At 38.0% G+C, this 14,158-nt stretch carries 11 protein-coding genes; 6 read left to right on the top strand and 5 right to left on the bottom strand.

Translation table 11 applies throughout. The features are described from left to right. Positions 1 to 4: 4 nt before the first annotated feature. Complete coding sequence (locus tag CLO1100_RS03860) at positions 5 to 1,510, bottom strand: glutamate synthase-related protein (protein ID WP_014312451.1); 1,506 nt, start codon at positions 1,508 to 1,510, stop codon at positions 5 to 7. Continuing rightward, positions 1,510 to 2,604, bottom strand: coding sequence for a glutamine amidotransferase family protein (locus CLO1100_RS03855; protein WP_014312450.1), 1,095 nt, complete (start codon positions 2,602 to 2,604; stop codon positions 1,510 to 1,512). Before CLO1100_RS03855 ends, CLO1100_RS03860 begins: the two co-directional genes overlap by 1 nt. A 559-nt stretch (positions 2,605 to 3,163) precedes the next feature. Here CLO1100_RS03855 and gatC point away from each other — a divergent pair. The 6 genes from gatC to asnB all read left to right on the top strand — a co-directional run bounded on the left by gatC (position 3,164) and on the right by asnB (position 11,920). Continuing rightward, complete coding sequence (gene gatC, locus CLO1100_RS03850) at positions 3,164 to 3,457, top strand: Asp-tRNA(Asn)/Glu-tRNA(Gln) amidotransferase subunit GatC (RefSeq protein ID WP_014312449.1); 294 nt, start codon at positions 3,164 to 3,166, stop codon at positions 3,455 to 3,457. 10 nt (positions 3,458 to 3,467) lie between these two features. Beyond that, entirely contained in the window at positions 3,468 to 4,928 is a 1,461-nt protein-coding gene (gatA, locus tag CLO1100_RS03845) for an Asp-tRNA(Asn)/Glu-tRNA(Gln) amidotransferase subunit GatA (protein WP_014312448.1), read from the top strand. A gap of 18 nt (positions 4,929 to 4,946) precedes the next feature. After that, positions 4,947 to 6,386, top strand: coding sequence for an Asp-tRNA(Asn)/Glu-tRNA(Gln) amidotransferase subunit GatB (gatB, locus tag CLO1100_RS03840; RefSeq protein WP_014312447.1), 1,440 nt, complete (start codon positions 4,947 to 4,949; stop codon positions 6,384 to 6,386). Positions 6,387 to 6,526: 140 nt separating this feature from the next. Then, entirely contained in the window at positions 6,527 to 8,620 is a 2,094-nt protein-coding gene (locus tag CLO1100_RS03835) for a glutamine synthetase III (protein ID WP_014312446.1), read from the top strand. Positions 8,621 to 8,745: 125 nt separating this feature from the next. Beyond that, complete coding sequence (locus tag CLO1100_RS03830) at positions 8,746 to 10,275, top strand: methyl-accepting chemotaxis protein (protein ID WP_014312445.1); 1,530 nt, start codon at positions 8,746 to 8,748, stop codon at positions 10,273 to 10,275. 121 nt (positions 10,276 to 10,396) lie between these two features. After that, a complete protein-coding gene (gene asnB, locus CLO1100_RS03825; protein ID WP_014312444.1) occupies positions 10,397 to 11,920 on the top strand; it encodes an asparagine synthase (glutamine-hydrolyzing) in 1,524 nt (507 codons plus the stop codon). Here asnB and CLO1100_RS03820 read toward each other — a convergent pair. The 3 genes from CLO1100_RS03820 to CLO1100_RS03815 form a co-directional block, all read right to left on the bottom strand. Beyond that, positions 11,827 to 13,329 carry a recombinase family protein gene (locus CLO1100_RS03820; protein ID WP_014312443.1) on the bottom strand — a complete coding sequence of 501 codons (1,503 nt, stop codon included), beginning with the start codon at positions 13,327 to 13,329 and terminating at the stop codon, positions 11,827 to 11,829. The genes asnB and CLO1100_RS03820 overlap by 94 nt on opposite strands. Before the next feature lie 15 nt (positions 13,330 to 13,344). Beyond that, entirely contained in the window at positions 13,345 to 13,500 is a 156-nt protein-coding gene (locus CLO1100_RS20625) for a hypothetical protein (RefSeq protein ID WP_014312442.1), read from the bottom strand. Positions 13,501 to 13,655: 155 nt separating this feature from the next. Continuing rightward, on the bottom strand, positions 13,656 to 14,114 hold the full coding sequence (locus tag CLO1100_RS03815) for a MarR family transcriptional regulator (protein WP_014312441.1): 459 nt from the start codon (positions 14,112 to 14,114) through the stop codon (positions 13,656 to 13,658). Positions 14,115 to 14,158 lie beyond the last annotated feature (44 nt).

Here is a 14,158-nt window from a genome sequence, read left to right as displayed (position 1 = left end):
CCCCTTATTCGCCGGCGTGCATTACGCCTAATATATCAAGTTCTTTTTGACTTAATCCTATTCCCCTAAGCATTAAACGATTACCTTTGAGACTCTCGATTGCATTGATTCCCATGCCACCGAGCATTTCCTTTATCTCATGATCCCATGCGTGAACAAGATTTATCAAACGTTTGTATCCGATATCAGGGTTAAGTCTCTTAACCAGATCAGGTCTTTGTGTTGCAATTCCCCAGTTGCACTTTCCGCCGTGACAGCTTCTGCATACATGACATCCTAAAGCAATCAACGCAGATGTACCGATATATACGGCGTCTGCTCCGAGAGCGATTGCTTTTACAATATCTCCGCTGTTTCTTATACTTCCTGCTACTACCAAGGAAATATTGTTTCTGATGCCTTCATCTCTCAATCTCTGGTCAACTGAAGCCAGTGCAAGCTCTATTGGGATTCCCACGTTGTCTCTGATTCTGGTCGGAGCAGCTCCGGTTCCGCCTCTGTATCCGTCAATTGCTATAATATCTGCTCCTGAACGGGCTATACCTGATGCTATTGCAGCTACATTGTGCACTGCGGCTATCTTTACTATAACCGGCTTCGTATATGCAGTTGCTTCCTTTAAAGAAAATACAAGCTGTCTTAAATCTTCTATTGAATATATATCATGGTGAGGTGCAGGAGATATTGCATCACTACCCACCGGAATCATTCTGGTTTTTGATACATCCTCACCAACTTTTTCTCCCGGTAAGTGTCCGCCGATACCCGGCTTTGCTCCCTGACCCATTTTTATTTCTATTGCAGCACCCGCACTGAGGTAACCCACATGAACACCGAATCTTCCTGAAGCAACCTGAACTATTGTGTTTTTACCGTATTGGTAAAAATCTTCATTCAAACCGCCTTCACCGGTATTGTAATACGTTCCCAGTTCTTCTGCTGCCCTTGCAAGACTTTCATGTGCATTTCTGCTTATTGAGCCGTATGACATTGCCGAGAACATGATAGGCACTTGTAAGTCTAGATGAGGTGCTATCTTTGTCTTGAGTTTTCCATCCTGGTCAAATTCCAGCTTCTGAGGCTTTGAACCTAGCTGAACCCTTGTTTCCATCGGTTCTCTCAATGGGTCTATGGATGGATTGGTAACCTGGCTTGCATTTATCAGCAATTTATCCCAGTATATCGGGTACGGAACAGGATTACCCATTGATGACAGAAGAACTCCCCCTGTATTTGCTTGCTTATATATTTCAGTTATATGTTGTTGTGTCCAGTTGGCATTTTCCTTGAATTCATTCTGATATTTGGTTATGCGGAGTGCACGTGTAGGACACAGTGAAACACATCTCTGGCAATCCACGCACTTGCTGTCATCAGCAACCATCATATCAAGTTCTTCGTCATAGCTGTGTACTTCGTTTGCACACTGACGCATACATACTTTACATTTAATACATTTTTTCGGATCTCTACATACCTCGTATTGAGGTGTAAAATAATTTATTCCCATTAAATTTCACCCCCTGATAACGTTGCAATTACCGGTTCTCCGCCCTTAGGACTCCAGATTCTATCTACCTCCGGATGTATAATCCTGATAGCACTCTCTTCACTGGCTACAAGTACAAGATCGCCTTTTTCTGCGGCAACCATGGAACGAAGTTTCAATCTGTCGTTCAATGCCATCATTCCGCCTTCATATCCCAATATTATTGAGAACGGACCTGTTATAAGAAGACTTGCATATACATTTCTGATTGCTGTAAATTTCTCTTTCATATCCTGAGGCATTTTGTCTATCTCAGACCAGAAAGGAGCAGCTATTATTGATGCACAATCTTTCAGAGATATTCCCTGTCTTCTATTCAGGTAATCGAAAATATATGTTATTACTTCTGTATCAGTAAGAAGCGAACATTTATATCCGAACATTTCCATAAATCGTCTGTTGGCATCATATGAGGATATCTCGCCATTGTGTACTATTGTGTAGTCCAGAAGTGAAAACGGATGAGCTCCTCCCCACCAACCCGGAGTATTTGTAGGGTATCTGCCGTGTGCAGTCCAACAGTAACCTTCGTAATCCTCAAGCTTGTAGAACTCTCCAACATCCTCCGGGAAACCTACTGCCTTGAATACTCCCATGTTCTTACCGCTGGAAAAGACATATGCACCGTCAATTCGTGTGTTTATCTTTATGACACACCTAGCTACATATTCCTTTTCTTCCAACTGACTTTCCTCAAGCTTTCCGTGAAGAGGCGATACAAAATATCTCCAAATAAGGGGAGCATCAGTTATCCTTGGATGCTTTTTTGTAGGAATTCTGCTTAAATTAACTACATCAAAATGTCTGTTTATGAATCTTTCGGCATCTTCTCTTGCCTCATTACTGTCAAAGAATACATGAAATGCATAAAGTTCTTTATACTCAGGGTAAATGCCGTAGCCTGCAAATCCTCCTCCTAAACCGTTGGAGCGATCATGCATGACCGATATTGATTTAACTATATCCTGACCTGAGATACGTCTACCTTCCCTGCTGAACATTCCTGAAATTGCACAACCAGATGGTATTCTTACCTGACCTTCCTTCAATAACATGTCGTACACTTCCTTTACTAAAAAAATAAAAAATCAAAATAATAAATTTCTATATTTATAAAAATAACAGTCACATATTCGGGTAACAAAAAAGCGTACTCATACAAACCCTTGAAATCAGGTTTTTATGAGAACGCCATTGTTCTTGTTTATTAATTTTTGACTTATGTGACATACCTGCAATTTATCTTCAAGAGTATTTTACTAAGAAACTAATTATCCGTCAATACCTTTTTTGCAATTTTTAAATTTCAATCCTGCAAAACGGTTTCATCTCCGGTTTATTTAATAAAACGTTGAAACTATAGCCGTGTCACGGAAAGGCAGATATTAAGCTTGTTTCTCCACTAAAAATGTTTTCTGGAAAAAGTATTGCTTTTTTGCAGGACGTATATTATAATGGTTGTAAATTAATTAAATGCAGCAAAGGTGCTGTGTCAGCAAACATTTTTAGTGAAATGTTTGTTTGGTACAGTTTTTTTATTTATATAGTATATAATTTTTAACTTTTTGCAAAGCTTAAATTTACGTTGAAAATTATAAATCAGGGAGGTAAGTAATGACTAATTCTGAACCTAATGATTACATTAAATATATAGCGAATCTTGCAAAATTATCTCTTGATGATAACGAAATACAATCACTGGCTGAAGATATGCGAGATATTATAGGGTTGATGGATACTATCAAAAATATTGATACAGAACATATAGATGCAACCGAACACATATCACGGGTAACTAATAATATGAGGGAAGATAATCCCGGGGATTCATTTGAACCCGAAAAAATCCTATCAAATTCAAAAAAGACCATGGAAAATTGTTTTGCTATTCCTAAGATGATTGAATAAGGAGGTCCTCATGGATATAACCAGGTTAACTATTAAAGAAGCCCGAGGGCTTCTTGATAATAAAGAAATAAGTGCTGTTGAGCTCACCCGTATGTATTTGGACAGAATTAATACACTTGACGGTAAAGTAGAGTCATATCTGTCAGTTACTGAAGATATGGCGCTGGAGCATGCCCAAAAGGCACAGAATATTATAGATAGCGGTAAATCATCCTTGCTTACAGGTATTCCACTGAGCATAAAAGATAACATATGTATCGAAGGAACAAAAACTACATGTGCTTCAAAAATGCTTGAGGACTTTGTTTCGCCATATACAGCAACAGCAGTAAACAAACTACTGGCAGACAATGCAATTATTCTTGGAAAAACAAATCTGGATGAATTTGCTATGGGAGGCTCTACGGAGAATTCCGCATTTAAAACAACAAAAAACCCTTTTAACTTAACAAGAGTTCCCGGTGGTTCGTCAGGCGGTTCCGCTGCTTGTGTATCTGCTTCCTTAGCCCTTGGTTCTCTTGGTTCTGATACAGGCGGATCAGTAAGACAGCCTGCCTCCTTCTGCGGTGTTGTTGGTATGAAACCTACTTATGGGCTGGTTTCAAGATATGGTTTGGTTGCTTTTGCATCCTCCTTTGACCAGATTGGCCCCATCGCTAAAACCGTTGAAGATTGCGCAATAATTCTGGACAGTATCTGCGGTAATGACCCCAAAGATGCTACTTCCTTAAAATATGAAAATGATTCCAGCTACAGTTCTTCTGTTTCAGGTGATATAAAAGGCTTTAAGATTGGCTTGCCCAAGGAATACCTGACAGAAGGCTTAAATACCGAGGTAAAGGATTCATTATTTAAATCAATTGACAAATTGGAGAGCATGGGGGCAAAAATAGAGGAGTTCTCAATGCCGGTATTGAAACACGCCGTACCTGCCTACTATCTCATGTCCTCTGCCGAGGCAAGTTCCAATCTGTCGAGGTATGACGGTGTAAAATATGGCTATAGGGCCGATAACTGCAAATCCTTTAACGAACTAATCGGCAAATCAAGAGCTGAAGGCTTTGGAAAAGAAGTTAAGAGAAGAATTCTTCTTGGAACCTATGCTCTTGCATCAGGTTACTACGATGCTTATTACAAAAAAGCCCTCAAGCTTAGAACATTAATAAGCAATGGCTTTAATGAGGCTTTTTCAAAATATGATGTTGTTCTGCATCCTACTGCTCCTGAAACTGCATTCAAAATAGGGCAGAATACAAATAATCCGCTTACAATGTATCTTGCAGATATTTATACTGTTGCTGTAAATATAGCCGGACTTCCTTCTATATCAGTCCCATGCGGCTACGATTCAAAGGGACTTCCTATAGGTCTTTCCTTTACGGGTAAGCCATTGGGAGAAAAAGAGATATTCAGGGCTGCTGCGAATTTTGAGGCTGAGTTTGCCGATAAGTTCAGAGTTCCCGCTATATAGCAAGAAAGGAGCAAAACGATGAAATATATCCCTACTATAGGCTTGGAAATACATTCGGAGTTATCTACAAAATCGAAAATTTTCTGCGATTGTCCCGTAAGTTTCGGTGGCGAGCCAAATACACGATGTTGTCCCGTTTGTACAGGAATGCCCGGAACTCTGCCGGTTCTCAACAAGCAAGCAGTTGAATATACTGTAATGGCAGGCTTGGCCTTAAACTGTAAGATAAATGAATTTTCGAAAATGGACAGAAAAAATTACTTTTACCCGGATTTACCCAAGGCTTATCAGATATCGCAATTTGATCTTCCCATCTGCAAAGATGGTGGATTGACTATAAATACACCTGATGGAGAAAAATTCATCAGAATTGAAAGAATACATTTGGAGGAAGACGCCGGAAAGCTTCTTCATGACAGCTATGACAGGTACAGCCTTGCAGATTATAATCGCTGCGGAGTTCCTCTGATAGAGATTGTAACTAAACCTGATTTGTCCTCCGCAGAGGAAGCGAGAGAATTTGTTGAAAAGGTTCGTTTAATGCTCCTCTACTCCGGCGTTTCAGACTGCCGTATGGAGGAAGGCTCTTTGAGAGCCGATGTTAATGTGTCTATTAGACCGGTTGGTACTGATGAACTTGGCACAAGGACAGAAATGAAAAATATCAACTCCATAAAGGCTATTACAAGAGCTATTGATTATGAAATCAACAGACAGTCAGAGCTTCTGGACGAAGGTAAAAAAATAATTCAGGAAACAAGACGTTGGGATGACAGTAAAGGAGAAAGCAAGTCACTTAGGAGTAAGGAAAATGCCCATGACTACAGATATTTTCCTGAACCGGATATTGTACCTGTAACCTTTACAAGGGAGGATATTGAGAAGCTTAGAAGGTCTCTTCCGGAGCTTCCGGACAAGAGATTTGAAAGATATACTAAAACCTATGGAATTAACGAGGCTGATGCCAATCTGCTGCTGACTTCTGTAAGTCTTTCTGATTTCTTTGAAGCTACTGCTGCTGAATCGGGGAATCCTAAAACAGCCGCTAATTTTATAGTAGTTGAAGTATTGAGAAGGCTCAATGACAGCTGTATAACACCTGAGGACATTCCATTTGACGGAAAACTGTTGGGAAGACTTATAAAGATAATGGACAGCGATGAGATTACTCCCAACAACGCCAAGAAGGTTTTGGCAGATATGTTTGAAACAGGCAGAGAGCCTGAAGCTATTATAGCTGAAAAGGGCTACAAGGTAATAAGTGATACATCTGAAGTTGAAAACACAGTTAGAGAAATACTTTCAAATAATGAAAAAGCTGTTGCAGAATTTCTTGAGGGTAAGGAAAAGACTTTCGGATTTTTGATGGGGCAATGTTCAAGAGCCTTGGCCGGGAGAGGAAGTCCTAAAGTAATTCAGGAAATCCTGAGAAGCGAGCTAAACAAGCTTAAAAGCTAAGAAGTATACAAAAGCTTAATAGATTTTGTGAAACAAAGGCGTTTCACTTCCTTAAAAAAATTTTTTAAGGGGTGGAATGTCTTTTTTTATATATTACATTGACAATTAATTAAATTTAAATTATTCAAGGAGGGGTTAACATGGATTTTCGTGTTACAGAAATTTACGGAAGTAACGTATTTAATGATGCAGCTATGCGTGAACGTCTTCCAAAAACTACTTATAAGTCTTTAAAAAAGACTATTGATGAAGGTTTAGCACTGGATGTAACAGTGGCTGACGTTGTTGCTAGTGCAATGAAGGATTGGGCTATGGAAAAGGGTGCAACACATTTCACTCACTGGTTCCAGCCAATGACAGGTATCACAGCTGAAAAGCATGACTCTTTTATTTCGCCTACAGATGACGGAAGGGTCATTATGGAATTTACCGGCAAGGATCTTGTAAAGGGTGAGCCTGATGCTTCCTCCTTCCCTTCCGGCGGACTCAGAGCAACTTTTGAAGCAAGAGGATATACTGCTTGGGACTGTACTTCACCGGCTTTTGTTAAAGATGGCACTCTTTATATCCCAACAGCTTTCTGTTCGTATACCGGAGAAGTTCTAGACAAAAAGACTCCTTTGCTCCGTTCAATGGAGGCTCTCAACAAACAGGCTCTCAGAATCTTGAAATTGTTCGGAAATACTGCAACAAGAGTTACAACTACTGTAGGACCTGAACAGGAATACTTTCTGATTGACAGAGATTTGTATAAGAAGAGAAAAGACTTGATTTTCACAGGAAGAACTCTTTTCGGCAACAGGCCTCCAAAGGGACAAGAGCTGGAAGACCATTACTTTGGAAACATCAAGGAAAGAGTCTCCAACTACATGAAGGATCTTGATAAAGAACTGTGGGAACTGGGAATTGCAGCTAAAACAAAACACAATGAGGTTGCTCCTGCCCAACACGAATTGGCTCCTATATTTACAACTTCGAACATAGCAACCGACCACAATCAGCTGACTATGGAACTCATGCAAAAAATAGCTCTCAGACACAATCTTGTATGCCTGCTTCACGAAAAACCATTTGCAGGTGTAAATGGTTCAGGTAAGCACAACAACTGGTCTATGTCAACAAATGATGGTCAGAACTTGTTGGAACCGGGATCAACTCCACATGAAAATGTTCAGTTCCTTGTTTTCCTGTGTGCAGTTATTAAAGCTGTTGACGAATATCAGGATTTGATGCGTCTTTCAGTTGCGTCTGCCGGAAACGACCACAGACTTGGTGCAAATGAAGCTCCTCCTGCTATAGTATCAATGTTCCTTGGAGATCAATTAACAGACATCCTCACTCAGCTTGAAAACGGAAAAGCTAAGGGTAAAGCGTACAACTCCATTCTTGAAACCGGTGTTGCAAGCTTGCCAAAGCTTCCTAAAGATACAACTGACCGTAACAGAACATCACCATTTGCATTTACAGGTAACAAATTTGAATTTAGAATGCTTGGATCCTCAGCTTCTATCGCAGGTCCGAACTTTGTACTAAATACAATAGTTGCTGAAATACTTCAAAAGTTTGCTGACACTCTGGAGGGACAAAGCGATCTTTCAAGCGCAGTTACAGATTTGATATCTGAAACTATCAAGGAGCACAAGCGTATAATATTCAACGGAAACAACTATACCGATGAATGGGTTGCAGAAGCAGAAAGCAGAGGATTGCTAAATCTCAAGTCAACTGTTGAATGTATACCTACATTCATAAAAGATAAAAACGTAGCTGTATTTGTTAAGCATGGGGTTCTCAGTAATTCAGAAATTGAATCCAGATACGAAATATTACTTGAAAACTATGTTAAAACAATTAATATTGAAGCTTTGACTATGATATCAATGGCTAAAACCGAGCTTATTCCTGCAGCATTTAAGTTCAGTAAGGATTTATCTGATACAATAAATTCCGTAAAAGCAACCGGAATGTCAGTTGAAGTATCAGCACAGTCCTCTGTTCTTAAAGAGTTGTCACCTGTATTAAGCTCCTTCTCTTCAAATATAAACTCTTTGAAGAAAGCTATAGAAAAAGCAAGTGCTGAAGATACAAGTGCATTAAAACAGGCAGAAGCATTTAGTAAAATTGTTGTGCCTGCTATGGAAGCATTGAGAGCTGATGCAGATAAACTGGAAACAATTATTCCAAAGGATCTGTATCCATTCCCTTGTTATGCTGACTTACTTTTCAATATATAGAATAGAAAAATAAAATATAATTGTATCTGACACAAAAGGGACAATACGTACCAACCTACTACTGTCCCTTTTGTTGTTTTTTAACATGATGGTATTAATAATTTAATGAAACGGAGAGAAGTTTAATGAAAAGCTCTTCCTACATAATTGCAAGCTGTCTGTTTTTTCTAGCATCAACTTTTTTGGTATGTTTTTCAGGGATAAATTTTTATATTAAGCTAATATCGAATTTTGTTGTATTTATAGTATACTTTTTGGTTACTTGGAAACTAATTCAGGGAAAATTCAGGCTATATACTGACAGAATTAAAAAACTGAAAAGTGACCTGAAAAAATTCAATTTTGAAGTTCAGGTTACCTCAAGTCAGATTTCATCCGTATCCGAAAATATTTCGGTAACATTAGATGAAAACAATGAATTTGCAAAATATGTCTATGACGAAGTTAAGGAAATGGCCAACAAAAATGAACATGTCTACGATAGTATTACAAATACCCTTTCCGAAGTGAAAAATATTGTGGATTTGTTAAACAACGCAAAAGATATAACGAGTCAAATGATTAAAAAGAGTTCTATTTCCAAGGATACAGTCAGATTGAGTCTGGAAGAAATTATGCAGATTGTAAAGACAATAGATAGTATTCACGAATCTTCCAATAAAACTCTTGTTAATATGGAGAGACTTCAAAAAACCTCCGGTGAAATCGAGCATATTCTTGAGACTGTCAGTAGTATTTCCAAGCAGACCCAGCTTCTTGCATTAAATGCAACCATTGAATCTGCCCGTGCCGGAGAACATGGAAAGGGCTTTGCCGTCGTGGCAGCTGAAATTCACAAACTTGCAGACAATACAGGCAAATCAGTTGAAGAAATAGGTTCACTGATTAAATCCATTCATGGAGAAGTTGGAAGCGTTTATACTGTTGTAAGGGAAAATGCCTCTAGGGTTGATGAAGGTATTTCTGCAACAAAAAGTATTGAAAAATATCTGGAGAAAATTGATTCTTCATTTAACGATGTATTTGGCATGATGGATAAAATAAGTTCCTTGTCACAACAAGAAGTTCTCATAGCACAGAATGTTGGAAATCAGATCAGGGATGTGGAAGATGTTCTGTCTGCAACTTCACGGTCTGTGGATGATGTATGTACATCTGTTCACCAACAGAAAAAGAATATAGAAGAAATCTCCTCTATGGGTATACGGCTTAACGAAGCCTCCTCTACCCTATCTGAACTGTTTTCAGGGGAAACGGAAGATGTTGAGGCACTTGGCAACGACGCAATGGAGAAGGCAAAAAGTTCTCTTTCCATTATATATAAGGAGCTTTGTTCTAAAAGTGAAATCATAAATTCTAAAGATAGCGCCGTTCATGAAGAAGTTTTAATGGATTTTAAAAATAGGTACCCTTATGTTGAAGCTGTATGGACCAATGATAAAAAAGGCCGTTTTATATGCTCAATACCGAAAGCCGGAATAGCAAATGCAAATGTCCGTGAATGGTTCAAACGGAGTATTAAAGGCGAGAACTTTGTATCCTCCATATATATTTCTGCCATAACAAGAAATCCATGTATTACAGTGTCCTCTCCCATTAAGTCTGATACAGGTGAAATCGTTGGAGTAGTAGGTATTGATATAAACATTCATTAAATTTTAAAGCACAAATTGCCTCACTTTTTCATATACTAATAAGAGCATGGGACAATGGAGTCAGCGATGATAATTGTCCCATTGTCTTGTATTGATATGAATATTTTCTGGAGGATAAAATATGTGCTCAATTCTTGGTTTGGTAAATTTTAAAGATGGTACAAGAAGCATCTCTCAGGAAGCCCTTGAAGCCATGAGGCTGACTACTGTTCACAGAGGCCCTGATCAACACGGTTTTTTCAGAGATGAATATGTTTGCTTTGGCCATAACAGACTTGCCGTTATTGACGTTGCTAATGGTTTGCAGCCTATGACTGCTGTTTTCGAGGGTAAATCCTATACTATCGTTTACAACGGCGAGCTTTATAATTCAAATGAATTGCGGTCAGAGCTTGAAAATCTGGGAGTGGAATTTAAAACCCGCTGCGATACGGAGGTTTTGCTTTATTCGTACATACTTTGGGGTATGGGATGTTCGGAAAAACTTAATGGTATTTTTGCTTTTGCAGTTTATGATAATGATAAAAAACAGATTTACGTATCCAGAGACAGAATGGGCGTAAAACCGTTTTTTTATACTTTTATAGGAGATACTTTCATTTTCTCCTCAGAAGTAAAATCAATTTTGAAACATCCCCAGATTAAAGCGGAGCTTGATAGTGAAGGTATTTGGCAACTCTTATACCTCTCCCCCATGCGCCCTTCCAATAGCGGAATCTTTAAAAATATTTTTGAAATTTCTCCAGGTTTTCATGGAATTTTTAACCGTAACGGACTTGAATTACGCAAATACTGGTCTTTGCAAGCTTACGAGCTAGAGGATAGTGAAAGTTCTATAATCGAAAAAACAAAATTTTATCTTACAGATGCAATTCAGAGACAGCTGGTTTCTGATGTACCCTTATGTACTTTATTATCAGGGGGGCTTGACTCATCAGTAGTAACCGCTGTTGCCCGGGCCGACAAGAAAAACGGGGATTTATTGAGTACCTACTCCTTTGAATATGAAGGAAACAAGCAGCATTTTACCTCTACAAGCTTCCAGCCTGAAAGCGATGACACTTACGCTGTTTGGCTGGGTGAATATCTTGGTACAGACCATACGGTTCTTACTGTAAGTCAGAAAACCATTGCAGACCTTCTTTATGATGCTGTAAAATATAGAGACTACCCCGGTATGGCGGACATAGACTCCTCTCTGCTATATTATTGCAAGCAGATTAAAAAAAGACATACTGTTGCTTTAAGCGGTGAATGTGCCGATGAAATATTCGGCGGATACCCATGGTTCTATAAACCTGAAATGCTCCACCGCAACTTTTTCCCATGGATACATGATCCTGAATCAAGGATTTTCCTGTTTGCTACTGATTTTGCAAAGCCAAAGCAAGGTATGGATTTTGTAAATCAGATGTACCGTGACAGTGTAAATGCATGTCCTGTTACAGGGAATGAAACTGAGGAAATGAAAACTGCAAGGCTGGCAAATTGGCTTTCTGTAAACTGGTTTATGGTATCTCTTTTGGAACGAAAGGATATAAAAGGAAAACATTATATCTTAAATACTAATTCAATTTCCTCATCAGTGATAACTACTTTTGTAATCAGGGCTTTTGCAACGTTTTTTTTCTGTTCAAGGTCGTAGTTGTCCCAGTTTTTTAGATATTCTGAAAGGTCTTCCCCTTTTATATTGTTTGGTGAGTTATCCATAGAAAGTTTATTTATTTTATTTTGTAACAGCTTCTTTTTATTATCCAGTTCATTAATTCTTTCATTTATATAACTTTCCGCTGTTTCATTTAAGGTTAACAGACTATCAACCAGTTTGCTTATGTCTTCATCAACTTTAGCTAGCTGGATTTTTAAATCATTAATTTCTTTTAAATGTGAGTTGGTTCTGACAATATAATCTGGTTTTAGTGATTTCATTTTTTCCAATAGCTTTGTTTCAACTATTTGTTCAATTTCCTTTAGATAAATAACCTTTTTTCTTCCATAGCAAAACCCGTTTTTTCTTCCTCCGCAGTTGATATATAGCAGTCCTCGGCTTTTTACGACTGTTACTGCATATCCGCAGTATCCACACTTTATTAGTCCGGAGAGCCAACTGTTTTTTCCTCTGCCACTGTTTTTTAAATGTTTGTTTTCATCGGCTATGTACTGGCATTCAAGCCACAGTTCCGGGGTTATTATACCTTTATGCGGTGCTATGGTTACAAAATTATTAGTAAGGTCCGTGAATTTACTGGTGGTTATTGATTGCCTTTCTCCATACACATAGCAGCCATTTTCGCCTATAAAATCACTTATATCATTATTTATAACAGCACCTTTTTTCTTAAGATAAAGATAAACATCCGCATTTGCTTTGACAAATACAGGGTTCCGGATTAACCTGGCTACAGTTGCTGCTGTCCAATTATGCTCTTTGTTAGTTTTCAATTTTTTTGTATTCAAGTGTCTTGCTATGACTCCCAAGGATTTGGGCTCCTCTGCGTACATGCTGTAAATCTGCTTAACGATCTCAGATTTTTCTTCATCCATTTCGAACATATAAGTTTTTTTGCCATTTAAAAATGTTTGAACCTTATTATAGCCAAAGGGAGCTACACCACCTAGATATAACCCTGTTTTTCCTCTCTGATAGTAGTTGTCCTTTACTCTTTGCTGGATAGTTTCTCTTTCCAGTTGGGCAAAGACCATTACTATTGACAGCATTGCCCTGCCCATTGATGTACTTGTATCAAACTTTTCAGTCTGACTGATAAATTCTACCTTATATTTATTGAAGCATTCAATAATGTGTGCAAAATCAAGAAGTGATCTACTTATACGATCAAGCTTGTAGACCACTACTTTTTCAATAATACCTATTTTTATGTCTCTGATCATTTCTTCAAATGCTGGCCGATTTATGTTACTCCCGCTGTAGCCCTTGTCGGTATATATTTTGTAGTTTTCGGAAGATATCTCTTTCATACAAAATCCGATTTGACTTTCTATGGATATGCTGTCTTTTTTGTCTACGGATTGTCTTGTATATATGGCAATCATAAAATATCTCCTTTTTTAAGTTTCTGAATGTACCTTTAGGGTCTTGATAATATTGTTTACAATAGTGAATTCCGCCATCTTGTACTCATTTTCAGTTAGATCAGGCTTTTTTGTAATAACCCTGAACCCATTTAAGAATTCTTCCTTTTCTGTAATTATTAATACACCCATATGTAAATAGCCCCTATTGAATTTTGTTACTTATATTTATTAGGTAATATGGATGTCCTATTACATACTTATAATTTAAAATTTTACACAAAGCAAGGATAGAAAAAAAAAGGGAACTATACAAAAAAGTATAGTTCCACTGTTTTTTCTATCCTTTAGTCACTTTCCAGGTTTGTTTCATTAAGATAAAGACATACTTGATCTAATAAATCAAGTAAAGTCTCGCTCTGTTCTACTCCTATTTTTTCTATAAGTCCGGAAAACAAAGAGGTAAAGTAGGTTATTAATTTCTGTACTATTTTTTCCCCTTTAGCCGTTAATTTTATATCAGAGACTCGTTTATCCTGAGAGTCAACACTGCGTTCAATATATCCATTGATACTTAAGCTTTTTATTAACTCAGTAACAGTAGGAGAAGTTACAAACATTTTCTTACTGATTTCTGAAACTGTAATGACCTGTTTGTTCTCATGAGAAAGCTGCTCAATACAAAGCAAAACACGCACTTCACTTTGCTTTAAGCCAAATAATGACTGTTTACGCCGTTCAGCTCTTGCTAATTTTTCAAAGGTCTCCACAAATCTTCTAATATCTATGTCTGGTTGTTCCTGCAAAAAATTCACCTCATTCGTGAATACGTCATCTAAAGTAATGGTGT

Origin of the sequence: Clostridium sp. BNL1100 (assembly GCF_000244875.1) — a bacterium.
Taxonomy (GTDB): domain Bacteria; phylum Bacillota; class Clostridia; order Acetivibrionales; family DSM-1351; genus Ruminiclostridium.
The sequence above is the reverse complement of the archived record's forward strand: the minus strand, read 5'-3'. Positions and strand labels throughout refer to the sequence as shown.